Annotated in this window: 22 protein-coding genes; 12 read left to right on the top strand and 10 right to left on the bottom strand. The window is 61.2% G+C overall.

Annotated elements, in window-relative coordinates; translation table 11 throughout:
- Nucleotide 1: 1 nt before the first annotated feature.
- The 3 genes from ACVDG9_RS00890 to ACVDG9_RS00880 all read right to left on the bottom strand — a co-directional run bounded on the left by ACVDG9_RS00890 (nucleotide 2) and on the right by ACVDG9_RS00880 (nucleotide 3,829).
- Nucleotides 2–1,066 carry an ABC transporter permease gene (locus ACVDG9_RS00890; RefSeq protein ID WP_022999161.1) on the bottom strand — a complete coding sequence of 355 codons (1,065 nt, stop codon included), beginning with the start codon at nucleotides 1,064–1,066 and terminating at the stop codon, nucleotides 2–4.
- Between the two features lie 10 nt (nucleotides 1,067–1,076).
- Nucleotides 1,077–2,033, bottom strand: a complete 957-nt coding sequence (locus ACVDG9_RS00885) for an ABC transporter permease (RefSeq protein ID WP_031268720.1) — start codon at nucleotides 2,031–2,033, stop codon at nucleotides 1,077–1,079.
- A 185-nt stretch (nucleotides 2,034–2,218) separates the two neighbouring features.
- Nucleotides 2,219–3,829 (bottom strand): ABC transporter substrate-binding protein, encoded by a 1,611-nt coding sequence (locus tag ACVDG9_RS00880; RefSeq protein ID WP_022999163.1) that lies wholly within the window; start codon nucleotides 3,827–3,829, stop codon nucleotides 2,219–2,221.
- Nucleotides 3,830–4,249: 420 nt separating this feature from the next.
- On the opposite strand from ACVDG9_RS00880, the gene ACVDG9_RS00875 reads away from it, so the two are divergent.
- The 4 genes from ACVDG9_RS00875 (at nucleotide 4,250) to ACVDG9_RS00860 (ending at nucleotide 8,439) form a co-directional block, all read left to right on the top strand.
- Nucleotides 4,250–5,797, top strand: coding sequence for a trimethylamine methyltransferase family protein (locus ACVDG9_RS00875; protein ID WP_447237082.1), 1,548 nt, complete (start codon nucleotides 4,250–4,252; stop codon nucleotides 5,795–5,797).
- A 62-nt stretch (nucleotides 5,798–5,859) separates the two neighbouring features.
- Nucleotides 5,860–6,963: a mandelate racemase/muconate lactonizing enzyme family protein gene (locus ACVDG9_RS00870; RefSeq protein ID WP_447237081.1), complete on the top strand. Its 1,104-nt coding sequence runs from the start codon at nucleotides 5,860–5,862 to the stop codon at nucleotides 6,961–6,963.
- 13 nt (nucleotides 6,964–6,976) lie between these two features.
- Nucleotides 6,977–7,708 carry an SDR family NAD(P)-dependent oxidoreductase gene (locus ACVDG9_RS00865; RefSeq protein ID WP_447237080.1) on the top strand — a complete coding sequence of 244 codons (732 nt, stop codon included), beginning with the start codon at nucleotides 6,977–6,979 and terminating at the stop codon, nucleotides 7,706–7,708.
- Complete coding sequence (locus ACVDG9_RS00860) at nucleotides 7,705–8,439, top strand: SDR family NAD(P)-dependent oxidoreductase (protein WP_447237079.1); 735 nt, start codon at nucleotides 7,705–7,707, stop codon at nucleotides 8,437–8,439. Before ACVDG9_RS00865 ends, ACVDG9_RS00860 begins: the two co-directional genes overlap by 4 nt.
- A 15-nt stretch (nucleotides 8,440–8,454) precedes the next feature.
- Here ACVDG9_RS00860 and ACVDG9_RS00855 read toward each other — a convergent pair whose 3' ends face one another.
- Entirely contained in the window at nucleotides 8,455–9,300 is an 846-nt protein-coding gene (locus ACVDG9_RS00855; RefSeq protein WP_447237078.1) for a LysR substrate-binding domain-containing protein, read from the bottom strand.
- A gap of 90 nt (nucleotides 9,301–9,390) precedes the next feature.
- Here ACVDG9_RS00855 and ACVDG9_RS00850 point away from each other — a divergent pair, with 90 nt between their 5' ends.
- A complete protein-coding gene (locus tag ACVDG9_RS00850; protein WP_447237077.1) occupies nucleotides 9,391–10,413 on the top strand; it encodes a permease in 1,023 nt (340 codons plus the stop codon).
- Nucleotides 10,414–10,437: 24 nt separating this feature from the next.
- On the opposite strand, the gene ACVDG9_RS00845 is transcribed toward ACVDG9_RS00850, so the two are convergent.
- Genes ACVDG9_RS00845 through ACVDG9_RS00830 form a run of 4 tightly spaced genes read right to left on the bottom strand, consistent with a single transcriptional unit; the run spans nucleotide 10,438 to nucleotide 14,918 of the window.
- Complete coding sequence (locus tag ACVDG9_RS00845; protein ID WP_447237076.1) at nucleotides 10,438–11,778, bottom strand: NAD(P)/FAD-dependent oxidoreductase; 1,341 nt, start codon at nucleotides 11,776–11,778, stop codon at nucleotides 10,438–10,440.
- Nucleotides 11,775–13,274 (bottom strand): aldehyde dehydrogenase, encoded by a 1,500-nt coding sequence (locus tag ACVDG9_RS00840; RefSeq protein WP_447237075.1) that lies wholly within the window; start codon nucleotides 13,272–13,274, stop codon nucleotides 11,775–11,777. The genes ACVDG9_RS00845 and ACVDG9_RS00840 overlap by 4 nt, the downstream gene beginning before the upstream one ends.
- 2 nt (nucleotides 13,275–13,276) lie before the next feature.
- Entirely contained in the window at nucleotides 13,277–14,182 is a 906-nt protein-coding gene (locus ACVDG9_RS00835) for a dihydrodipicolinate synthase family protein (protein ID WP_075283745.1), read from the bottom strand.
- Between the two features lie 25 nt (nucleotides 14,183–14,207).
- Nucleotides 14,208–14,918, bottom strand: a complete 711-nt coding sequence (locus ACVDG9_RS00830; RefSeq protein WP_075283744.1) for a GntR family transcriptional regulator — start codon at nucleotides 14,916–14,918, stop codon at nucleotides 14,208–14,210.
- Nucleotides 14,919–15,046: 128 nt separating this feature from the next.
- Here ACVDG9_RS00830 and ACVDG9_RS00825 point away from each other — a divergent pair, with 128 nt between their 5' ends.
- The 7 genes from ACVDG9_RS00825 to ACVDG9_RS00795 all read left to right on the top strand — a co-directional run bounded on the left by ACVDG9_RS00825 (nucleotide 15,047) and on the right by ACVDG9_RS00795 (nucleotide 22,402).
- Nucleotides 15,047–16,024, top strand: a complete 978-nt coding sequence (locus ACVDG9_RS00825) for a GlxA family transcriptional regulator (protein ID WP_022999174.1) — start codon at nucleotides 15,047–15,049, stop codon at nucleotides 16,022–16,024.
- Between the two features lie 212 nt (nucleotides 16,025–16,236).
- Nucleotides 16,237–17,193, top strand: coding sequence for a 3-oxoacyl-ACP synthase III family protein (locus tag ACVDG9_RS00820; RefSeq protein ID WP_447237074.1), 957 nt, complete (start codon nucleotides 16,237–16,239; stop codon nucleotides 17,191–17,193).
- A 2-nt stretch (nucleotides 17,194–17,195) separates the two neighbouring features.
- A complete protein-coding gene (locus ACVDG9_RS00815) occupies nucleotides 17,196–18,182 on the top strand; it encodes an NAD-dependent epimerase/dehydratase family protein (RefSeq protein WP_447237073.1) in 987 nt (328 codons plus the stop codon).
- A gap of 5 nt (nucleotides 18,183–18,187) precedes the next feature.
- Nucleotides 18,188–19,003, top strand: coding sequence for an MBL fold metallo-hydrolase (locus tag ACVDG9_RS00810; protein ID WP_447238271.1), 816 nt, complete (start codon nucleotides 18,188–18,190; stop codon nucleotides 19,001–19,003).
- Nucleotides 19,000–20,271 (top strand): CoF synthetase, encoded by a 1,272-nt coding sequence (locus tag ACVDG9_RS00805; protein WP_447237072.1) that lies wholly within the window; start codon nucleotides 19,000–19,002, stop codon nucleotides 20,269–20,271. Before ACVDG9_RS00810 ends, ACVDG9_RS00805 begins: the two co-directional genes overlap by 4 nt.
- Entirely contained in the window at nucleotides 20,268–21,416 is a 1,149-nt protein-coding gene (locus ACVDG9_RS00800) for a GNAT family N-acetyltransferase (RefSeq protein ID WP_447237071.1), read from the top strand. Before ACVDG9_RS00805 ends, ACVDG9_RS00800 begins: the two co-directional genes overlap by 4 nt.
- On the top strand, nucleotides 21,413–22,402 hold the full coding sequence (locus tag ACVDG9_RS00795; protein ID WP_447237070.1) for a Rieske 2Fe-2S domain-containing protein: 990 nt from the start codon (nucleotides 21,413–21,415) through the stop codon (nucleotides 22,400–22,402). The genes ACVDG9_RS00800 and ACVDG9_RS00795 overlap by 4 nt, the downstream gene beginning before the upstream one ends.
- Here the strand turns inward: ACVDG9_RS00795 and ACVDG9_RS00790 are convergent.
- Complete coding sequence (locus ACVDG9_RS00790) at nucleotides 22,387–23,571, bottom strand: ATP-grasp domain-containing protein (protein WP_447237069.1); 1,185 nt, start codon at nucleotides 23,569–23,571, stop codon at nucleotides 22,387–22,389. The two genes, ACVDG9_RS00795 and ACVDG9_RS00790, sit on opposite strands and share 16 nt — an antisense overlap.
- Nucleotides 23,572–23,619: 48 nt before the next feature.
- Nucleotides 23,620–24,315, bottom strand: coding sequence for a ribonuclease activity regulator RraA (locus tag ACVDG9_RS00785; RefSeq protein WP_022999182.1), 696 nt, complete (start codon nucleotides 24,313–24,315; stop codon nucleotides 23,620–23,622).
- Nucleotides 24,316–24,840: the final 525 nt, after the last annotated feature.

Raw genomic sequence — 24,840 nt, 5'->3', positions numbered from 1 at the left:
CTCAAACCTCCTTCAGGCCGGAAGACCGGAACAGCATCCAGTCGACGACGAAATTCACCGCGACAGTCAGAAGCGCAATGGCGGCCGCCGGGATCAGCGGCGTCATTTCGCCAAAGGAAATCAGTGTCGCGTTCTCACGCACCATGGAGCCCCAGTCGGCGGTCGGCGGCTGAATGCCGAGGCCAAGGAACGACAGGCCTGCGATGAGCAGGAACACGAAGCAGAACTCGAGACCGAATTCGGCGATCAGTGGTGCTGTCGAGTTTGGCAGGATTTCCCGGCGGATCAGGTACCAGGTGCCCTCGCCGCGCAGCTTTGCCGCTTCGATGTAGTCCATCACCACCACGTTGCCGGCAACCGCCCGGGTAAGGCGGAAGACGCGTGGCGAATAGATGACGGCAACGACGATCACGATCACCACAAGGTTGGTGCCGAAGATACTGAGCATCAGCAGGGCGAAGATCAGTGACGGTACCGACATGATGACGTCTGCGACACGGCCGATGAGCTGATCGAACCAACCGCCCTTGGTGGCGGCAAGCAGGCCTGCAAATGCTCCCATGAAGAAGGCCAGCATGGTTGCCAGCAGCGCGAGGCCGACAGAGTTGCGCGCGCCGTAGATGATGCGGCTGAACATGTCGCGGCCGAGCTGGTCTGCCCCCAGAAGCATGGTTTCATCCGGCGGTGCAAAGGCCGACGAAATGACCTGCGCTTCACCGAAAGGTGCAATCACGGGGGCAAAGACCCCGGCGATGGCGTAGGTGAAGATCACGAACATGCCGAAGGCGGCCGTGAGAGGTGCGGTCCGCAACTCCTTGGAAACACCGGCGGGCGTGATGATGATCAGGAATTCCCGGAACGCGAAGGATGTCCCGGCGGCCAGTGCCAGAAGACCGGCAGCCGTAGTGATGAACCGGAGCGCCGGAGCGCCGCCGATGATCCCCGCGATGAACGAGATCATCGTCAGGGAAAAGACAAGAATGAAGATCTTGCGCTTGTTGAAATAGGCCGCCAGGCAGGAAGCCCCGATCAGCAGCGCATAGTAGCCAATAACGAATGTGCTCATGTCGCTGCCCTTACTTCGGATGCCGCAAACGCGGATTGGTCAGGATCGCGCCCACATCGGCTGCCAGGTTCAGCAGGATGAAGGTTGCCGCGAAGATCAGACAGCAGGCCTGCACGATCGGGAAATCGCGTTTGGCAACCGCGTCCACCAGAAGCTGGCCCACGCCCGGATAGACGAAGACAACTTCCACCAGAACCACGCCGGTAATGAGGTAGGCGAGATTGAGTGCGACGACGTTGATGATCGGCGCCCAGGCGTTGGGCAGAGCGTGTTTGACGATCACCTTCCAGGGCGGAACGCCTTTCAGCCGCGCCATCTCGATGTAGGGCGAGGCCAGTAGGTTGATGATCGCCGCGCGTGTCATGCGCATCATGTGCGCCGTCACCACCAGCACCAGGGTCAGCGCCGGCAGGAAGGTTCGATGCAACAGATCCCCGAAGCTCATGTCCGCGCTGAGGCTGGCAATGGCGGGGAAGTAGTTGGTCTTGACCGCCAGGTAGAGAATGAGGATGTAGCCGAGAAAGAACTCCGGAGAGGAAATCGATGTCAGCGTGACCACGTTGGCGACCCTGTCGAACAGGGTATTGCGCAGGAGAGCGACAATCACGCCGAGAACGATGGAAACCGGCACCGCGATGACAGCCGCATAGGTCGCCAGGAAAAGCGTGTTGACGAACCGGTCGCTGATGGCGGCACTGACCCGCTCGCCAGAGACGAGCGAGACGCCGAAGTCACCGGTGAGCGCACCGCCGAGCCATTGGAAATATCGCAGGATCGCGGGCTGGTCGAGGCCGAGCTTCTCTCGCAGGGCGGCGACGGTTTCAGGCGTTGCTCCCTGTCCAAGAACGGCCTGGGCAATGTCGCCGGGCAGCAGTTCAACTGCAAAAAAGATCAGGATAGAGACCACTAGTAGCGTGATCGCACCTAAGCCAAGTCTCTTAAGGACCAGCTGTAGGATGTCCCCCATTTGTCCCTCCAGAATAGGAAAGCCCGGCACGGCACATAGCGCCGCCGGACACATATCGGGCAGGTTCCTGTCAGCTCTTTTTGCTTTGCGTTGGCAGGAGCCCTGTCCGTCCAGGTCGGCCCGTCCCGCGTCCGGGGCAGGGCCAAATTGCAGGCGGCGGCCTTAGCCGCCGCCTAACCCCTCAATCAGGACTCGAACCACCAGCGGCTGGCGGCGCGCGCGCCGTCATTTTCCCAGCTGGCAGCCAGTTTCTCGGGCGTGCCTACCTTCGCGCTGTTGGCGTAAACGAAGTTGTTGAAGAACGGGATGATGGTGCCGCCATCGTCCCGAGCCAGCATCGCCATCTCGCGGTACATTTCCGCGCGCCGGGTGTCGTCCAACTCGGCCTTGGCCTGAAGCAGAAGCTCGTTGAAGCGCGGGTTTTTCCAGTGAGACTCGTTCCAGGCCGCGTCGTTCTTGTAGGCCAGCGTGTACATGACATCAGGTGTCGGACGCGCGCCCCAGGACACGAGACAGAACGGCTTCTTCAGCCAGACGTCGGAATAGTAACCGTCGTTCGGTTCACGCACGACATTGATGTTGATACCCGCCGCCTTGGCGTGTTCGGCATAAAGCACCGCCATGTCGACTGCACCCGCATAGACGCTGTCCGCGGTGCTGAGGCTGACCGTGAGACCTTCCGCGCCCGCTTTCTTGAGCAGGGACTTGGCCTGGTCCGGATCGTAATCACGCTGCGGGATGTCGTCCGGCCAGTAAGGCTGGGCTGGCGAATGGTGAAAGTCATTGCCCTTGGTGGCTGCACCGAAGGTGATCTTCTCGATGATGTCATCCCGGTTCATGGCCAGCTTAAGCGCGTTGCGCACGTCCGGATTGTCGAACGGTGCCGTGTCACAGAACATCGGCAGCGTGATCGCGCCCGCGGACGGGATGTTGTGGATCTTGATGTTCGGATTGCGCTGCAGCAGACCCATGGTCTTCAGCTCGATCAGCGAGACCGCATCCACATCGCCGGTCACAAGTGCCGTCTGACGAGCGTTCGGATCGTTCAGGGTGATCAGCTCGACCTTGTCGAAATAGGCGCCTTCACGGTGCCAGCCGTCATGCCGGCTGAGGCTGAACTGGACGCCGAACTCGCCGTTGTCGATCTTGTAGGGACCGGTGCCGTCACCGGACTGCCAGTCGATCGTGCCGTCGTCGTTGGCCGGGCAGATCGCCATGTGATAGTCGGTCATCAGCCATGGGAAGTCGGCGTTGCCGCCGGACAGCTTCACGACAACGGTGTAGTCGCCATCCTTGGTGATGTCGGTGACATCCGTCAGCAGCGCCTTGGCTGCGGAGGTTGTCTTGTCGCCGCGGTGGTGGTTCAGCGATGCGATGACATCGTCAGCCGTCAGTTTCCTGCCGCTGTGGAACTCGGCGTTTTCAGTGATCTTGAAGGTCCATTCGGACGCATCCTCGCTGGCTTCCCAGCTGTCGGCCAGATCCGGCCCAAGCGACCCGTCGCCCATGATCATCGTCAGGTAGCTGCGGTGCGTGTGGGCGAGGAAAATCATCACGCGGGTCAGATAGGTGCCCGGATCGTGAGAATCTGAGGTGTTGCCGTCGTGGATCCCCCAGCGGAACGTCCCACCCTGCTTGGGCTGGGCTTTCGCCTCGGTCGACCACAGGCCTGTTGCGGTGCTTGCTGTCAGTCCGGCCAGCACAGAGTAGCGAAGGAAATCACGTTTACTGATCCCTCCCGTGCGGGCCGCTGCTTCAAGCCTTTCGAGCATCTCGGCATCTTTGGACTTCGTCATCTGTCTCCCCTTCCGGTTCTTCTTAAACAGTCACTTGCCAATTTCCCAAACGTAGCATCCGTTGTTTTTTTGTAACCATGATGCTCATTTGCGACATTTACATAGCAAAACACGAACTGCCCCTGCTCGGCCACCCCCATGGGTAAATTCCTCATTTAAAATGTTTAATGTTGACTGGTTGCCCAGATATTGTGCACAGCAACATTATTATGAATGATTTTTGATTTTCAGACAGGCACGGAAAATGCTACGCGCGTATATTCTGGTCTACTGATGCAGATCTCAGATAATTCTTTTAGATGAAAAACGATTATTCTCCAACAATGTCGGAAAATGCAGTGCCAGTTCGTATTTCGGCACTGTCGGGCGGTAAATCAGGCGCATTCTTCTTGTCAAAATAACCGATTACCGGAGAACAAGATGAGTGTTGCCCAACGCAGCCGCAGCGGCGGCCGTGCCGGCCGCCGGGCTATTCGCACCGCTCCCGACCATACCATGCTGCCCGGTCTGCGGCGCACCCTTCCCCTGTGCGAACCCATGGACGAAGAGCAGATCCGAAAGCTGGACGATGCCTCCATGGCAATCCTGGAAGAGGTTGGAATCGTCTTTCGCGATCCGATTGCCCTTGCAGACTGGAAGCGGGCCGGCGCCAAGGTCGAGGGTGAGAGGGTCTACCTGGACCGGGGGCTGGTGCGTGAGCTCATCAGTTCGATCCCATCCAGCTTCACCTATCATGCCCGCAATCCGGCAAAGAATGTCCCGCTTGGAGGAGATCGTTCGATCTTCGTGCCGATGACCGGGGCACCATTTCTGCGTGATCTCGATAATGAGCGGCGCAATCCAACGCTTGCGGACCTGGCCATGTTCCACAAGCTCAGCCACATGCTGCCGGCCCTGCATTCCAGCGCCCACCACATCGTGGAGCCCTACGACCACCCCATCAGCCACCGGCACCTGCGCATCACCTACTCTTCGATCAAGCATTCGGACAAGACCTTCATGGGCATGACGACAAGTCCGAAGAACGCCGAAGATGTCATGGAAATGTGCGCGATCCTGTTCGGTGAGGACTATCTGGAGACCCATCCGGTCACGACAGGAAACTGCAACGGCAATTCTCCGCTGGTCTGGGACGAGACCATGCTGGGCGCAATGCGGGCCTTTTCGAAACGGAACCAGCCCGTGCTCTGCTCCCCCTTCGTGCTTGGCGGTGCCAATACCCCGGCAAGCGTCGTCCCCGCCGTTGCCCAGCTCAACGCGGAAGCCCTGAGCGCGCTCGCCTACACGCAGGTGATCCGGAAGGGCGCACCTGCGATTTACGGGCATTATCTGTCGACGGTCTCGATGAAATCCGGTGCGCCGATGGCCGGCACCCCCGAGATCAGCCTGATGAACTTCATGATCGGGCAGATGGCGCGGTTCTACGATGTGCCCTGGCGGACCTCCGGATCGCTCGGCGGTGCCAAGACCTTTGACGCGCAAGCCGGGTATGAGAGTGCAGCAACGCTGAGCGCCGTTATCCATTCGGGTGCCAACTACATCTGGCACGCGGCCGGCTGGAACGAGGCCGGGATGCATTGCTCGGTTGCCAAGTTCATTGTCGACGCCGAGCAATGCGCAATGGCCTACCGCATGGCGGAGGGCCCGCGCTGGGATGATTTCGACGAAGGCCTTGCCGCCATTCGCGACGTCGGCCCCGGAGGCCACTACTTGGGGCACCCGCACACCCAGGAGAATTTCCAGCGGGCGTTCTTCATGCCGGAGACCTTCGACAACAATTCCATCGAGCAATGGAAGGCCGAGGGTGAAGTGGAGATCACCGAACGGGCGCTTGGCATCGCCCGCAAGCTTCTGTCCGAATATCAGGAGCCTGCTCTCGAGACCGCCAAAAACGAGGCCCTTCTCGACTACATCGCGCGGCGCGAGCGTGAAATCCCGGCGGCAGATGCGCTGAACCAGGACTATTGAACCGCAGTACCGGCCAAAAACCGGGCTGCCCGTGCTTTCTCTTCTGCCCTGCGAGGCGGTTCATGAAAATCAAGTCTGTCGAGATCTTCCGCCATGACCTGCCGGTCAAGGGCGGCCCCTACAAGATGGCAAACGCCGAGGTCTGGTCTCTCCAGACCACCCTGGTCAAGCTGACCGCGGACAACGGGCTTACCGGCTGGGGGGAAACCTGCCCTGTCGGCCCAACTTACGCCGAAGCGCACTCCGGTGGAGCGCAGGCGGCGCTGCAGCAGATTGCCCCTGCGCTGATTGGCCAGGACGTTCGGCCCCTGACGATCGGTCGTCTCATGAACGGCCAGCTCAACGGGCACAACTACGCAAAGGCGGCAATCGACATTGCCGTTCATGACCTGCTCGGCAAACATCTGGGCCTTAGGGTTGCCGACCTTCTCGGGGGTGTCGCTGCGGAACGTGTTCCTTCTTATTACGCAACCGGTGTCGGTGCTCCCGAAGAGATCGCCAGCATTGCCGCGGAGAAACGGGACGAAGGCTACCCGCGCCTGCAGATCAAGATGAGCGGGAAGGACGTCGAGCGCGATATCGAGACGATCCGCAGGGTCTGGGACAAGATCGCCGGATCCGGCATGCGTCTTGCGGTCGACGGCAACCGAGGCTGGACCACACGAGACGCGCTGCGCGTCAGTCGCGAATGCCCGGATATTCCGTTCATTCTGGAACAGCCCTGCAACCGGATCGAGGACCTGGAGAAGATCAGGCCGCAGATCCACCATGGACTTTACATGGACGAGAACGGTGTCGACCTGGCAACGGTCATCCGTTCCGCCGGGCGCGGACTGGTCGATGGATTCGGCATGAAAGTGACCCGGATCGGCGGACTGCAACAGATGGCTGCGTTCCGGGATATCTGCGAAGCCGTCTCGCTGCCACATACCTGCGACGACGCCTGGGGCGGCGACATCATCGCCGCCGCCTGCACCCATTTAGCTGCCACGGTGAAGCCGTCTCTGCTGGAAGGGGTCTGGCTTGCGGAGCCCATGATCGAGGGCAGTTATTCCATCGGCGAAGGCGTGCGCATCCGGGACGGTCACATTGTCCTGCCACAAGGCCCGGGCCTTGGTGTCGAACCGGATGAGACCCTGTTCGGCACGGCGATAGCTACTTTCTGAACTGGAGGCCGATATGCGCTTTAAAGGCAAACGCGCCCTCGTGACGGGCGCCGCCGGTGGGATCGGCAAAGTCATTTCCGACATGCTGCGGGCAGAAGGGGCACGCCTGGCCGCAGCCGACCGGAATTGCGATGCCGTTGATGCGGAAGTCCGGATTTCGGGAAACCTGCTGGACCCGGTTTATGCAGACGCACTGCCCCGCACCGCGGCCAAGGCACTTGGCGGCCTCGACATCATCATCAACAACGCCGGCGTCATTACCCGTGGTCCCGTGACCGAGACCACCGATCAGGACTGGGCGCTGTCGATCGGGGTCAATGTCGAAGCTCCTTTCCGCATCTGCCGGGCGGGTATCCCGTTGCTGGCGGAGGCCGGAGGTGGGGCCATCGTCAACATCGCCTCTTGCTGGGGTGTTCACCCGGGCCCGAACCACGCTGTCTATTGCATGACCAAGGCGGCGATCGCTTCGCTGACCCAGTGCATGGGCCGGGACCATGCCCACCAGGGCATCCACATCAATGCTGTCTGCCCGAATGAGGTCGACACACCGATGCTGCGGACCGGGTTCGAAAAGCGCGGCTTTGACCCCGCAACGGCGATTGCCGAACTGGGCAGGACCGTTCCGCTTGGCCGGGTGGCGCGGCCGGATGATATCGCGGACGTCGTTCTGTTTCTTGCCTCCGATGCTGCGCGCTACATGTGCGGTTCGCTGGTTGAGGTCAACGGCGGGAAACCGGTGTCATGATGCGGTTCGAAGGGAAGATTGCCCTCGTCACGGGCGGGCGAAGCGGCATTGGTCGTGCGATTGCCCGGCGCTTGCAAAATGAAGGTGCCAGGGTCTTCACGGCCCAGCGCGGCGAGGATCCTGAGTTTGAGCATGTCCAGGCGGATTTTGCCGACATGGAAGCCCCTGCCCGCATTATCGAAGACGTGGTAACGAAAGGCGGCAGGCTGGATGTGCTCGTCAACAATGCCGGCCTGATGCAGGAAGCGGCGATCGAAGACATGTCGCTCGCCGACTGGCAGCACTTGTTGGCGGTCAATCTGACCGCGCCTTTCCTGATGATCAAACATGCCTTGCCGCATTTGCGCCAGACACGCGGAAGCATCGTCAATGTCGGCTCCATCGAAGGCATCGGCTGCAATCCGCTACACGCTGCCTATTCCGCCTCCAAGGCCGGGCTTCACGGCCTGACGCGCGCCGTTGCGGTCGATCACGGCAAGGACGGCGTCCGCTGCAACGCGGTTGCACCAGGCTGGATCGATACGGAACTCAATCTCGAATTCATCAAGGCGACCCCGGATCCAGATGCCTTCCGGCGCGATATTGGCAAGATCCACCCGGCTGGCCGGACGGGCAAGCCGGAGGAAGTTGCCGCCTTGGTCGCTTTCCTGGCAGCGGAGGAAAGCGGTTTTGTCACCGGTCAGGTCTACACGGTCGACGGTGGCAGAATGACCAGGTTGAGCTTGCCCTGAAGGGCTTGGAGCGGTTCAAAATGCCTGCCGAATAGCGGACTTCATTGTCCTGACGAGATCCTGATTGGCGCTGGCTGCAACGCCGATGACAAGTTTCGACATGGGTGTCGAGGCAAACCCATGCTCGTTGCCAAGCACCTTGAGGTGGCCCGCGAGAGTAGACCGACCCAGAAGCCCAATCGCAATACCCGCTTCCACGGCAGCCGTTACGCCCGCCACGCTCTGGCTTGAAAAGGCAATCCGGTAAGGCCTCCCTCTTGCCTCAAGCGACTTGAGGGCCGCCTCACGCCACCAGCAGGCGCGGTCGAAAAGGGCGACCGGAACCGGCTCTTCGGCCAGAAGATCCCGGTAACGCGACATTACCCAGCAGGTCGGGTCCTCGAAAACCACCTCTTCGTTCCTGCCGATCGTTTCAACCTCGTAGACGGCAAGATCCATCTTTCCCCTGGACAGCAGCTCCGGGAAATCGGTGCTGATCGTACAGGTTACCTCAAGCTCCACCTGCGGGTGCGATTGTGCGAAGGCAGACAGGATCTTCGCAAGCTTTGCCTGGCCATGGTCGTCGGGAATGCCGAGGCGAAGCTTTCCGCGCAAACCGTCGGCGGTGATTTCCCTCAGGACAGCATCCAGCCGTTCTTTCACATCCCTTGCGACCGGCATCAGGCGCTGCCCGGTCTCCGTCAGCGTCACGCCTCGGCCGGTCCGCTCGAACAGATCCCGCCCGATCACCTCTTCAAGGCGCATGATCTGAAGACTGGTTGCCGATTGTGATCGGCCGATCAGGCGGGCACCTTCAGTGACGCTGCCCGTCCCGGCGACCGCCAGAAAAGTTCGGAGGAGTTCACTGTCGAGATTATTCATCCAATTTTTCAATATCTGACATTTAAGATATTCGTTTCACCAATACTTAGATCACGCCTAGTCTGAAGCCGTCAATCACTGGAGGCCTTCATGGAAGGACAGACGGCAACAGCCACGTTTTCTGGATCCCGAAGAATTGCCGCCGGAGTTGGAGCTGGCCTTCTCGCCGGGCTTGTCTGGCTGTGGTCGCAGTTTTTCAAACAGGGGATCCTGTTCACCGGACTGGGTCTCCTTCAGGTTGCTCCGCTCGTCGTGCCGGGCATAGCCCTCACGGCCTGGATCATGGCCAGCGGTGCCGACAGGATCATCGGCCGCGCGTTTGAAGGACGGCTCATGCGCGCGGTCCTCGTGGCGTCTGCCATGGGGGCGATTACGCCGGTCTGCGGGGTGACGATCCTGCCTCTGATGGCCGGGTTGCTGGCAGCCGGGGTTCCCCTTGCCCCGGTCATGGCGTTCTGGCTGTCCTCGCCGATTACCGATCCGGCTATGCTGGCGACTACGGCGGCGACCCTCGGCATTACCTTTGCAGTCGGCAAGACCGTGGCGGCCTTCAGTCTGGGTGTATTTGGCGGATCCGTCACAGCAGCGCTCACGCGTGAGCGAAGCGGTGAAGCGGCGCTGCGGTCTGATGGGCTCGCCGCGAAATTGACGGCGCGGTGCTGTGACGGCGCGACATCGTTTGAACCGCGTGTCTGGCGCAACAGCAGCCGGCGCAGAGCCTTCGCGCGGCAGGCAGCAGCAACCACACGGCTGATCCTGATCTGCCTGATCCCCGCCTTCTTCGCCGAATATGCGCTGAATGCAGCTCTGACCCCGGGATCGCTGGCAGCCTATCTTGGCTCGAACACCTGGTGGGTCATACCCGCCGCCGTCTTCGTCGGCGCACCGGCCTATATCGACGGTTATGCGGCCTTGCCGCTGACCCGCGGTCTCATCGACAACGGCATGTCGCCCGGCGCGGCGATGGCGTTTCTGGTCTCCGGAGGTGTTGTCAGCATCTGGGGAGCGCTTGCGATATTTCCCGTGCTGAAACTGCGACCGTTTCTGCTTTACCTGGCGCTTGCCGTTACCGGGTCACTGATCTCGGGCTATGTGTTCGAATGGGTCTACTGACGCCCGGTCGGACTCTGGCCGGGATCATTCCTCGGCCGCGCGCCATTCCTTCCAGCGCAGCACGGCATTGGCACCGATTTCCCGGAATGGCTGTGGCGGCAGTTTTTTCGGCCGAGCTTCAGCACCGAAATGACGGGTGATGCTGCTGGTCTGTCCCAGCGCGAGATCAGCAGCGCCCATTCCGGTCAGGGTTCCGCGTGCGGTGCCGAGACCATTTTGCACGCAACCGGAAAACACGTCCTGCTCCAGCTCTCGCATGACCGCGACACCATTCAGCGACAGGCAAAGGTGTCCTGCCCACTTGTATTCCATCTTCAACCCTGCCAACTGCGGAAACCGCCGGTCGAACTTGCGTTGCATGACACGGGCCGCACGTTCCACGCTTGCCGGTGTCAGCCGCATGTCGGGTTTCAACACAGCGCAGGTTCTCGTAACGATCCTGTTTCCACCCTGCCCGGCGTCGATCCGGCGCAAGGTCGTCCCCATCGGATCAGATGGCGTGATGCCCCATCGGCTTTGGCCGCCAAGTTTCTTCAACGCCGCACTGTCCAGCTCGGGCGTCATGACGGCAAACAGGAACAGCTGCATCAGCCGGTCTCGTTCGAAACCGAAACTCTCCAGATGACCATTGACCGTGAGGATGACTTTTGCCGTTGAAACGGATCCGGATCGCGTTTCCACCTTCCAGCTTTCGCCTTCCCTGGCGAAAGACAGGGCCGGGCTTTGCTCGAAAACCTGCACGCCTTCCCGCCGAAGTCCGGCGGCAAGTCCGCGGATATATCCGGCAGGCTGCAGCATGACCGTACCGGGGGTATAAAGTCCGCCAACGTAGTGTCTGCTTCCGGTCAGGTCCGCCATCTGTTGGCGGTCGAGCAGCTCATATTTTTCACCGAGGCTCGTCAGATGGTCGGCATAACTGCGGTTATGATGATCGGCCTTGATGCTAGCCGCACCGTTGATCTTGCCTGCCGGATCAAAATAGTTCCTGTCGATCCCGTAGTCCTCGACCGCGCCACGCGCAAAGCCGATTGCCTCTCGATTGAGGGTGATCAGAGACTTGTCGTCACCGTTACCGGCATAATCCTCCGATGTCAGCTCATGCGGCAGGTCGATCATGAATCCGGAATTGCGTCCGGCCGATCCTTCCGCAACCCGGCAAGCGTCGAGCACGACAACCTTGAGATTTCGGTCTGACTGGAGCAGGCGCCGCGCCGCCGACAGACCGGCAAATCCGGCACCGATGATCGTGACATCCGCGCTGATCTGTTCGCTCAGCAGCTGCACAGGCTGTTGTCTCGGCAGGATGGTGTTCCAGGCCGCCGGGCCTTGCAGGTTCGGCAGAGTGTCGGCGGCCCGTTTCGTCATCCGACGGCCTCGTCCTCGTCGTCGGACAGATCCAGCCAGATGGTCTTCAGCTGGGTGTACTGGTCGTGTGCCGCCAAACTGTTGTCCCGCCCGCCGAAACCGGACTGCTTGAACCCTCCGAACGGCGTGGTGATGTCGCCTTCGCCAAAGCAATTGACGGTCACGGTGCCGGCCCGGATCGCCCGGGCACCACGCAGCGCCTTTCTGGCGTTGCCGGTGAAGATCGAGGCGGCAAGGCCGTACTGTGTATCATTGGCCAGCGCGATAGCCTCATCGAAGCTTCCTACGGCCAGAACGCTCAAGACCGGACCGAAAATCTCCTCCCGCGCAATGGTGGACCCCGGATCGGTTTCCAGAACGGTCGGTTCGACGAAAGCGCCATCGCGGCTGTCGCCGCCCATCAACACCTTTGCGCCCTTGTCCAGATAGGAACTGACCTTGGCGAAATGATCGCTGGAGACGAGCGCACCGACACGATGCTCCGGATCAAGGGGATCTCCCATCGTCCATTCCCGCGCATGGGCCAGAATGCGCTCCAGCAGAGCTTCCTTGATGTCTTCTTCCACGATCAGGCGGGAACTTGCCGAACAGTTCTCGCCCATGTTCCAGAACGCGCCATTGACGACGTGAGCAGCCACCCGGTCGAGATTTTCCGCGTCCTTCAGGACAACGCTCGGGTTCTTGCCGCCCATTTCCAGAACGACCTCCTTCAGGTTGCTGTCGGCGGCATAGCGCAGGAACCGGCGGCCGGTTTCCGTCGAACCGGTGAAGGAGATCATGTCGACATCCATGTGCCGGCCAAGCGGTTCGCCGACGTCCGGACCGGAGCCGGGAACGACATTGAGGACACCCCGCGGAATGCCGGCTTCCATGGCAAGTTCCGCGATGCGCAGGGCGGTGAGCGATGTTTCTTCGGCCGGCTTGACGATGACCGAACATCCTGCCGCCAGCGCCGGACCGATTTTCCACGCGAGCATCAGCAGCGGAAAGTTCCAGGGCAGAACCAGGCCGACGACGCCAACCGGTTCGCGCACGATCATGGCGATGTGATCATCGGAGGCGGGCGAGACCTGGTCGTAGATCTTGTCGATCGCCTCTGCGTGCCATTTCAGGCAATGGATCGTCTCGGGCACATCCACGGTTTCGCAATCGTAGATCGTCTTGCCGCTGTCGAGGCTCTCCATCACGGCCAGCTCCCGCCGGTGGCGGGTGATGAGCTTGGCAAAGCGGATCAGCGTGTCCTTGCGGTCCGACGGATGCAGCTTCGACCACCGGCCGTCCTCAAAGGCCTCCCGGGCCTTCAGCACGGCGAAATCGACATCCTCTGCACCACAGGCTGCCACGGAGGCAAGTGTCTCGCCGGTGGCGGGATTGACCGTCTCGAAGGTCTTGCCCGATGCCGCCGGGCGGTAAGATCCGTCGATGAAAGCATTTGTCGGCAAGGTCAGGCCGGCAGCGAGCGCCTTGTATTCCTCGCGCGTCAGAAGGTCGGTCATGATCATTCTCCCGCCGTGATGTCTTGAATGGTGGATTTCAGAACCCGGACGACCTGATCGAGCTGGCGCTTGTCGTCCTTGTTGAGTGCCTTCAACGGCGGGCGCGGCGGACCGGCATAGAGCCCGCTCATTTCCACCCCGTGCTTGACGCATTGAATGAACTTGCCGCCCTGTTCCAGCACGCGCATCAGCGGCATCATTGCCGACATGATCCGCCGCCCCTTGCTGAAATCCCCTTCAACGGCGCAGGCCCGGTAAAGGGCAACATGTTCTTCGGGCAGGAAATTCGAGCCGGCGCATACCCAGCTGCGTGCCCCCCAGGCGAAGAATTCCAGCGCCTGATCGTCCATGCCACAGGACATCTGGATGTGCGGGTAGTCGCGTGCCAAAAGGTGGACGCGGTTGATGTCGCCAGAGCTTTCCTTGATGGCGCAGACATTGCGCGAACGGCCAACCCGGTCGAGGAATTCCTCGCCCATGTTCACCCCCATCCGTCCCGGATAGTTATAGAGCATGATCGGAAGATCGGCGGCCCGGTCGATGGTCAGGACATTGAGCGCGTTTTCCCGCTCCGTCGGCACCGAATAGGGCGGTGTTGCCACCAGAATGGCATCGGCCCCGATCTCCGCGGCACCTTCCGCCAGCGCGATGGAATCCGGTGTCCTCATGGTTCCCGTTCCCACGATCAGAGGCAGGCGGCCTGCAAGCCTTTGCGCGGTAAAGCGCGCCAGTTCGAGACGTTCCTCAACGGTCTGGGCATAGTTTTCGCCCGTTGATCCACCGGAAATCAGGCCGTGCACGCCACTGTCGACAAGATGGTCGACAACAGCGGCCAGAGCATCCCAGACCACGTTGCCTTCGCCGTCATAGGGCGTGACCACGGGCGTGTAGATGCCTTCGAACTTCATGATTGGGGTCATCGCGGTGTCTGCCTCATGCGGATTTGAGTTTGGGTGGGATGCCGAGCGGAGCTTCCAGGCCTTCAGGCATGACAAACAGTTCGATCTGGTCACGCGAGAGAGCCCAGTGCTCCAGCGCCAGTTCCGCGGCGCGGTTGTCGTCGCCCTGCTCGATCGCCTCGATCATCTCGTCATGCTGGCGGCCGGCCAGCTCGAGGCGATCTTCCTTCGCACCGGACTTGGGGCGGAAGAAGGTCATGCCGATCCGGGTATGGTCGATCAGCAACCGGTCAAGGCTCGCCAGCAGGTAGCTGTTGCCCGCCATGTGGCCGGTGATGCGGTGGAAACGGTCGTTTGTAAGTGCCCGTTCGATCACGTCGCCACTTGCCATGGCGGCCCGGAACTCTTTCTGCGCCTGACGCAGTTCCTCGATCTGTACCGGCGTCGCGTTCTGCGCGGCGAGCCGAAGCACGGCACTGTAGATCAGCGGTGCGGCAAGGAAGAAGTCCCGCAGCGTGTAGTGGGTCATGTCGGAAACGCGCGCACCCCGATTGAGCTGCAGCGTGACATAGCCTTCACCGGCCAGCTGCTGCAGCACCTCGCGCAAAGGGGTCCGGGAGAGGCCGTAGAGATCACACAGATCGGTTTCTTCCAGCGGGCTGCCGGGCTTGCGCTCCAACGTCAGGATCGCGCGTTTCAGATCCTCATAGGCATTCGACTTTGCCGTGCCGCGTACAGGGGGCATGTGACGCTCCATTCCGAATTCAGTTGACTCGTTTGTATACATGATGTGTACAATATCAACACAATAATAATACATGCGCCCGAAAGGCCCTGATCGGCCAGAGGCGACAGAGGCCGGAGAAAAGCGACATGTCCCGAACCACTGACGTCACCTTCCTGTTGCTTGAAGATTTTTCGCATATCGCCTTCGCCTGCGCGGTGGAGCCGCTGCGTATCGCCAACCTGCTTCAGGGAGAGGAAATCTACCGGTGGCGACTGGCCTCACCCGATGGTCAAAGGGCGGTCTGCTCCAACGGAACCGTGACGCTCGTGGATCAGGGCCTCGGTCCGTTGCCCGCGCGCTCCAGCCTGTTCCTGATCTCCGGTCAGAATGTCGGCGACCGGGCGGCGCCGGAGGTGCTGAGCTTCCTGCGGCGCGAGCGTGCCCGGGGCACCCAGATCGGCGCTATCTGTTCGGGCGCCTATATTCTTGCCAAGGCTGGCCTGTTGAACGACCGCCGTGCAGCCATTCACTGGTCGTTCCACGACAGTTTCGAGGAAACCTTTCCAGACGTACAGTTGTGCAAGAATGTCTTCGTCACGGACGAGGCCTTCGTCACCGCATCCGGCGGCACCGCGGCGACCGACATGATGCTTCACCTGATCGGCGAAGCCCACGGTACGGACCTGGCGGTCGCGATTGCGGACATGATGGTCTATTCCGGTGTTCGGCCTGCCAACGCGGCCCAGCAGATTTCTCTACAGGCGCGGCACGGGATCCGGAATCCGCATATTGCCGAGGCAATTCGTCTGCTTAACGAAAGCGCGCCCTATTACCTGCCGACATCCGAGATCGCCCGCAAGATCGGCATTTCCACCCGGCAGCTCGAGCGGTTGTTCCAGAAACACCTGAAGGTGTCGCCGAAACGATTTGCCATAGACCAGAAGCTCACGCGTGCCCGCAATCTTCTGCTGCAGACCGAACGGTCCGTGTCTGAGATCGCCCTGGCCTGCGGCTACGAATCCGCTTCGCATTTCATCCGCACCTATCAAAACAGGTTCGGCGTGACACCGCATAATCAACGTCTTTGCTCCGCGGGAACACAGGCTGCGTTTCAAAGGGCATGACCGGTTCCTGGGGCTGCGATCTGCCCGCGTTTTGAAATGCTGCCCCAATTCCTGGCAAGCCGGTTCCGGCTTCTCCGCCTGGTCCAATGCCCCATCCTCCTTGCGTGTCTTCGGCCCGTGACTTAGATCCTTGTCTGAAACCGGTCCGGACCGGAACGCAAACGGAGGCCGCATCCATTCTTCCCGTCAGAATTGCAGGCACTGGACATGCCTTGCCTGCAAAGTCCGTCACCTCGGAAACCCTCGATCTTCAGCTGGGCTTTCCTGCCGGACATCTTCAAAAACTGTCCGGCGTTTCAAGCCGGTTTGTCGCAGCAGAGGAAAGCCAGATAGATCTGGCGGTTGCGGCTTGCCAAGCCGCGCTTGAAAAGGCAGGCCGAACGCCTCGGGACGTCGATCTCATCCTCGGTGCGTGCGGTATTCCCTACCAGACCCTGCCGGCAACCGCGCCACTGGTGATGCAGAGACTGGGTTTTGCCGATGGCACGGCGGCGGCCTACGACGTCAATGCGACTTGTCTTTCCTTCCTGACCGCTTTCGAGCTTGCCGCCAACAAACTTGCGCTGGGGCAAGCAACGTCGGTGCTGGTGTTTGCCGCGGACATCGCCTCGCGCGCACTGCCCTGGGAAGACCAGCCCGATGTTGCCGCCCTGTTCGGCGACGGAGCGGCTGCAGCAGTCCTGACGACAGGAGGCGATAATGGCCCGGGCATTGCAGCCGCGCTGCTGCGAACCTACCCTTCCGCCTATGCAGCATGCGAGATCGGGGCCGGAGGCACTCGGTTCGATTTTCACAAGGATCGCGAGACCTTCGCCCGGCGTGCCGTGTTTCACATGGACGGCAAGGACCTCTTCCGTGTCACGCACAAGCACTTTCCGCAGTTCGTCGACCAGTTGCTGTCGAAAGCCGGATGGGCCCGGCAGGATATCGACCTCGTCGTACCCCACCAGGCAAGCCCGCTCGCGCTGGAGCACATGATCCGGGAAACCGGCATGGAGCGCAGCCGGGTGGTCGACATCGGCTGCACCCACGGCAACCAGATTGCAGCATCGCTGCCAACCGCGCTCGACATTGCCTGGCGCCAGGGCCGGATCGAGCCCGGCATGCGCGTGCTGTTGCTCGGGACATCGGCCGGTGTGACCTTCGGCGGCATGGCCCTTGAGGTTTGACCATGGGGCGCTTGCTGATCACTGGAGCAACGGGATTTCTGGGCGGAGCCCTGATCCGTCATTTGCGCGCCAAAGGCTCCAACCCGATCGCTCTCGGCCGCAGCGAGTTGCAGTGTCAGCACCTTGAGGCCGAGGGCTTCGACGTCGTTCGCATGGATCTTTCCAACCCCTGCGACAAGGATCAGATCGCGCCTCTTGGTCCGGTCAACGCCATAGTGCATTGCGCGGCGCTCTCCGCGCCCTGGGGACCACGAAGCGCCTTCGTGGCGGCGAATGTCACCGGGACAAACCACCTGCTTGATCTTGCGGAAAAGCTTGGCGTGCGGCGGTTCGTCAACATTTCCTCGCCCACCGTCTATTTCGAGATGAAGGACAAGGAGAACGTCCGGGAAGATGCGCTGTTGCCGCCGCCCATCAACGCTTATGCGGCGACAAAGGCCGAGGCCGAACGGCTGGTGCTGACCCGCGCCGACCTTGGCCCGATCAACCTGCGTCCACGCGGCCTTTATGGTGCGGGGGACACGACACTCCTGCCGCGTTTGCTCGCCGCAGCCCAGAAGCGGCCCTTGCCGGTTTTCCGGAATGGAGCTGCCTCCATCGACATGACGCATGTCGATGATCTGCTCTCAGCCGTCGAGACGGCCCTTGAAGCCTCTCCGGAATGCGAAGGCGAGACGTTCAACATTTCCGGAGGCGAACCTTTGCCGGTACGTTTCATTGTCGAGCGTGTCTGTGCCGCCAAGGGCATTCCGGTTCGCTGGCAGAACCGCTCCCTGGCCCCGGCTGTCCTGGTGGCCAGGCTTCTGGAGACGGCAAGTCTGATTGTGCCTGGCGCCGGCGAACCTCTGGCGACACCCTATACGCTCGGCCTCTTCGCCTTCCGGCAGAGCCTCGACATTTCCAAGGCGGAGCGGTTACTGGGCTGGCGACCGCAGATCGACTTCGAAAGCGGTCTTGCAAAAACACTTGTCGAAGGGAACGCCCGTTGACCCCGGTGTTTGCAAACAGCGCTTTTGTTTCCGCGCCTGAGCGGTTGGTGGTCCGTAGTGGTGGGCGTCACCCGCTTCGCTTCAAGGTACGCTATGGGGTTCACCAGCACCCGACCGCCGGACTGGTGCTGATCGATACAGGTTACGGCCCCCGGGTCACGGAAGGTTCTGGGCGCAGTCTGCCGCTTCGGATCTATGCCAGTCTGCTCCGGCCGAGGCTGATCGAAGAGCACCAGCCCACCCGCGTGCTTGATCGCCTTGGCGCAAGCACAGCAGATGTTGCAGCCATCGTGCTGACCCATTTTCACGCCGATCATGTTGCCGCGCTTCACCTATTCCCGAAGGCGAGGATCTATGCGAAGGCAGCAGTGCACGCTCGTGTCGAGGCGCGCTCAAGGTTTTCCAATCTGCGCCACGGCGTCTTTGACGAGTTGCTGCCGCAGGATCTCTCCAGCCGGATCGTCGATATCGACCAACTCTCGGTCAAGCCCGCTCCCAATGGACTTGGCGAAGGAGCTGATCTCTTTGGTGATGGTGAGACGCTGGCCGTCAATCTGCCCGGTCATGCGGAAGGCCATTTCGGCATCTGCTTTGCCGCACAGCCGGTGCCATTGCTTTATGCGGTCGATACCCAGTGGTGTGCGGCAGCGCTTGATCCCGGCAAGGCCCCCGGACTGCCCGCGGCTCTTGTCGCTTCGGAGCGCCGGGCACTTGCCGCAAGCAGCCGCCGGGTTGCCGCCTTCCGGGAGCAAGGCGGCGACGTTCTGCTGTGCCACGATCCGTCCGACAGTCCATACGATTTGCCGGAGGTCCCGCAATGAACGGGCGTTTTCAATCTGGCATTGCCTTTGCCGAAACGCTCTGGACCGGCCGCAGTGGCCGATCTCGAAAGGCTTTCGAAGACTGGCAGAAACGACGGCTGGATGCCTGGCTGCGCCAGTCGCTTCCCAAGGTCGATTTCTACCGCGACGCGCCGCCACGCCTCGACCAACTGCCGGTGATCGACAAAGCCATCGTGATGAGCCGGTTCGAGGCCTTCAACAGGGCCCGGATCACCGCCGAGGCCGGATGGCGGGCCTTGGAGGCGGGCGGCGAGATCGACGGGATCAACATCGGAGCCAGTACGGGCACCAGTGGCAACCGCGGCCTCTATGCCATTACCGCACCAGAGCGGTTCCGTTGGCTCGGCACTATTCTGGCCAAGACCTTACCCCGCTTTCTCTGGCATCCGGAACGGGTTGCGATCATCCTGCCGCAGTCCTCCTCGCTTTACGAAAGCCCGGCCAGACTGCGGCAACTGCAATTGCGGTTCTTCGATCTGCGCCATGGCATCGCTTCCTGGCTGGACGAACTGGAAACCTTCAATCCGACGACCATCGTCGCGCCGCCGAGGGTGTTGCGGCACCTGGCGGAAACGTCGGGCCGTCTAGCCCCTCACAAGCTTTATGCAGGTGCGGAAACGCTCGACCCGATCGACCGGGTCGTTGTCGAAAAGAGGTTCGGCATTCCCCTCGGGCAGATCTACATGGCAACCGAAGGCCTTTTCGCCGTGACATGTGCCCATGGCCGCCTGCATCTTGCCGAGGATGCCAATTTTTTCGAGTTCGAGCCGGTCGCAAACGATCTCGTCACTCCGTTGGTGACAGGCTTTCGCCGCGATTTCCAGATCATGGCGCGATACCGGATGAACGATCTCCTGCGCTTGGCGTCGACACCATGCTCCTGTGGCTCACCGCTTCAGACGGTTGATGAAGTGATCGGACGGATGGACGATATCTTTCTCTTCACCAGTGACGCGGGAACGGACGTGCCGGTTACGCCCGACATCCTGCGCAATTCGGTTCTGGATGCCTCGCGCGAGATATCCGATTTTCGCCTTGTGCAGGAAGCAGATGGATCGGTGACCCTGCTACTGCCACCGGAGGTGGTGGAGACGAGCGCTGAAGCGGCCCTGGCGGCACTTGGCAATACCCTGAGCGCACTGGGCCTCGTACCTGCAATTTCGCTCCGCCGGGAAAGGCTGCCCCTGGAAAGCACCCGCAAGCTGCGGCGGGTGGAAAGCCGGTTTAGGCGGCAGGCTCAATCATGACCACAGCGCGGGATCCGGTCATGCGGGACACGTCGGCCAATGGAGGTGTGAGCAACGCCCCCGAGACTGTTCATGCCTTCGTGCGTTTGTGCAACGACTTTGCCATGCCTGATCTTGTTGCCAACCTCACGACGCGTGTCAGCTCGCTGGAGATTGCTGGGCGGTGTTTTCCGGTGACGATCAACGAACCGAGCCGTCCGCCGACGTGCTACATCTGTTCACCCAGCGCTGCCTATATCGACTATGCAGTCGAGGAAACGCGCAATTTCCTGAAGTCGCCACTGACCTACCATCTGGTGCGACCGCTGATCCGGGCCTGTGCGCCGCTGATCGCGGCCAGCGGGCTTGATCGACAGGTGCAGGTGAACAACTGGCTGCTGTCGACCAATCCAGTTCCGGAAATCGATGCAGCCGCAGCCCGCGAGATCGCCAGAACCCTGTCTCAGCGCCATCCGGAGCATGCCATTGTCATCCGCTCGCTCAATGGCCGGGCGGATCTGTCATCGATGAACGCCCTCAGGCAAGCTGGGTTCAGGCTTCTGGCGGCACGACGGATCTATCTCTACTCCGGTGACCAAACACCAGGACGGCCGACGCAAAACCGCCACTACGACACAAGGCTGATGCAACAGACGCCCTATCGGCTCGCGGAAAACGACAGCTTCGAGGGCTCGGATTTTGACCGTGCCGCGGAGCTCTACAAGATGCTCTATCTCGACAAGTACACACCGCTCAATCCGCAGTACACCGCAACCTACATCCGGGAATGCCACCGCAGAGGCCTGTTCCAACTGCTTGGTTATCGCGATGACAGCGGCCAGTTGGTGGCGGTAGCCGGTTTCTTTGCCAACGGCCGCACATTGACGCAGCCGCTGGTTGGGTACGACACCCGCCTGCCGCTGAAGGACGGTCTCTACCGGCTGGTCATGGCGGCAGGCCAGGACATTGCAGACCGGCACACTCTCTTTTTCAACATGAGCGCGGGCGCCGGCCACTTCAAACGGCTGCGCGGGGCAGAACCGGAAATCGAGTTCAACGCCGTCTATGCGGGCCATCTGTCCCGGCGCAGGCAACTGGCAGTGCGAAGCCTCGAAAAACTTCTGTCGCGCATCGGCATTCCCCTTCTGGAGGCCTTCGACCTATGACTTCATCAAAGGATTTCTGGCAGGCCGCGGCGCTCGTGAAGGATTTGAAGCGCCGACCGGCCCGTGTCGAATTCGGCGGCGAACCTGTGGTGTTGTTCAAGAGTGCATCCGGCATTTCGGCTCTGGCCGACCGTTGTCCGCACCGGCTGATGGAACTGTCGAAAGGAAAGGTCGTCGGAGGCGAGATCGAATGCCCCTATCACGGCTGGCGTTTTGACGGCGGCGGACGCTGCACCGCCATTCCGGGACACATGGGCGACGTGCCGGGGTACCGGATTCCCGGCCTCAAGACCTTCGTGAAGGACGGCGTGGTCTTTCTTTCCAAAGGAGACCCCGCAGGTGAACCCTACCTGCACCCGATGGAAGGCAGAAAGACAGTGGTGCGCCTCGTGCGCAGCAGCACCAACTCGACATTGATCGATGCTGCCGAAAACATCCTCGATGCGACCCATACCCACTTCACCCACAAGGGCCTGCTGCGCGGCCTCAGCAGCAAGCGGCATCGGGTTCGGGTCGATATCACCGGTGGGCCTGGCTGGGTCGAGGCCGTCTATACCGGGGAGGACCGGCAGCACGGCCTGATCAGCAGGCTGCTGGAAGCCGGGCGGGTGCGGACTGTCGGGCGGTATCGCTTTCCCGGTATCGCCGAGCTGGAATATTGGGGCGAAAACGGCCTTGCACTGGCAACCACCTTTCATTTGCGGCAGGCCGCCGACGGACTTGTTGAAGGTATCGGTTGCCTGATCGGACCGAATGAGGGACTGCTCGACCGGGTCAAGTCCTGGATGTTCCAGCCGATGTTCCGCATCGCTCTGGAACAAGACCGCCGCGTATTGAAATCCTCGCTTGAAAACGCGGCGCGCTTTCCGGACGCAAGGCCTCTGATCGGACCGCTCGACTATTTACGAAGGGATATCGAGGCAATTGAAGAGGGCGAGCTGCCAGGTGCGGCAGCGTCCCCCAGAAGTGCCTACATCGAACTTTGATCCGGCCCGTTCCACTCGATGTCCCTCGTGGTGGCGCTTTGAAGACTAATCCGGTTGCGCATGGCTATGGTCGCGATTTCCAGCAAGGCGGGTATTTGCGCACGCCCCGGCGACGGATCGTCCGCGGTTCCGAGGATCTCCCCGGCCGCACCGAGAACCTCCCGGAAACGGGCAAAACCTCGTGAGCGGAGCGCTGAAGGCAGACCGTAGACCCACATGGCCAGCCGCACGGCCTGAATGCCCGCTACGTCCGGCAAGATTTCGTCACCACCTTGCAAAAGCGTGCGGACAAACTGGGCCGCGTCCTTGAAAAAATGCAGGCCGCTGGTCGCGCGCGGATTGCATTCCAGCGGGCGCACAGAGCCGTCTTCAAGGCGCATCAGGTCAAACGAAACCTGCCCGGTCCAACCGGTGTTCCCGACGAATGTTTCTATAAAAGCCCGTGTTGCCGGGTCCGTTACCGGTTCAAAACAGATCCCCGCGCCAGCACCGGCCCGGTATAGCGAACGGTATATCGACACTGCCAGCACCTTGCCGTCGCGCGCCAGAACGTAGGCGCTGATCTCGTCTCCTTCCAACCGTTTCTGGGCGACCCAGGGCATTGCAGCGCTCGGCACCACTTGCGTCAACTTGCGGGACGCTGGCGAAACAAGGACCTGACCGGCGAAGCGCGACCAGACGGGCTTGAACACAAGGCTTTCGGCTTGCCTGACAAGGTCGGTGACATTTTCCCGAGACGTCAGCAGCCGTGTTTCGGGCACGGCGATCCCGAGCCTTTCACACAGCTTGATGAAGTCATGCTTGTTGTGGGACGTCTGAAGCAGGTCGAGACCTGGCGCGAACAGCTCTGCCCCAAGGCCACGCCTCTCCCGGATTGCCGCCAGGTAGAAGACCTCCTCGCAGGTCGGGACAATCAGGGACGGCTTTTCGCGTTCGATCAGCGCCTCGAGCGCATCAGTGAAATCTTCCGGATGAAACCTTGGCGATGGCAGACGCTGATAGAGTGCGCAGGCACGACTTGCCCGGGAGACTGGGCGTGCGGGCATATCGGCCAGAACAACACGCCAACCAGCGGCATGAAACAGCCGGGCGTGATGCAGGGCAACAGGCGCGCGAGCACCCGTTATCAGAGCAGTCTGGCCGGAAGAGGCATGGCAGCCGGGCTGCATCGTCGTCAGATTCCCTTATCGAATGCAGATTCCGGCAACCGACGCCCCTCAGCGTTCGGCTTCGTAGCGCGCTTTGGTTTCCTCGTTCATCGGGTAAAGGCCCGGCAGCTTCGCACCTGCGTCGACCTGCTCGACGATCCAGGCCTCCATGCGTTCCTGTTCGGGGGCTTCTTTCAGCACGTCATCAAGCGTGGCTGCTGGGATCACAACCGCACCATCGCCGTCTGCCACAATGATATCGCCCGGAATGATCGCAACACCGCCGCAGCCGATGGTTTCCTGCCAGCCGACAAAGGTTAGACCGGCTACCGAAGGCGGGGCCGAGACACCGCTGCACCAGACCGGCAGATCCGACGCCAGCACACCGGCCAGATCGCGCACTGTGCCGTCTGTGACCATGCCAGCGACATTGCGTTTGCGCATACGGGCACACAGGATATCGCCGAAGACACCGGCGTCGCGGATGCCCATCGCATCGATGACCGCGACGCATCCTTCCGGCATCTCCTCGATAGCCGCACGTGTTGAAATGGGAGAGCCCCAGGAAGCGGGCGTTGCCAGGTCCTCACGCGCAGGCACGAAACGAAGGGTAAATGCCGGCCCGACGATCCGAGGTCTGGAGCGATCGAGCGGCATTGCCCCGCGGATCCAGACGTTGCGCAGTCCCTTTTTCAGAAGGATCGTGGTGAGTGTCGCCGTGCTGACGGATTTCAGGATTTCGACGGCTTCAGCGGACAGGGTCATTAAGGCCTCCGGAAGATGGCGCTGACAAGAAGCAGCAGGACAGAAACGGCACCCCAAAAAGCGATGCCGCCAGTCCTGCCAGGAGTGGGCTGCCCGCGGCACGGGAGCCGGCGGATCAACCGGCATATTCCGCCGGATCGCATTGCCGGCCAAGGGATTTTTGAAACGGGAAAGTCAGGAACAGGCCTGGCGGATTACGAGCGGTGGAAAGCCCTGCACCGCCGCGACAGGAACTTCATGGCCTGAGTCTCTGAGCAGGATTGCAAACCCTGCCCGATCACTTGACTGGCGCTTTACAGGCAACCTTCACGGCGCTGACAGCGCCAGCTGCGGCCTGCGCCGTGATCAGGATAGCCTTGCCGAAATTTTCTCTATCAAGTCCGGGAGACTGGCGGGACGACTGAAAGCCTGTTGCAACGAGAACGGATATTAGGTCTGCGACATGCGCAATTCATCCGGCCTTCTTGAAACCGAGGCCGGAAGTCTGCGGGCATTTCCGTTGCGCTTGCATCAGCACGTCCTCAC

Source organism: Roseibium sp. RP-7 (genome assembly GCF_053005225.1).
Note: the sequence above shows the minus strand (reverse complement) of the source record. Positions and strands in the feature narration are given on the sequence as shown.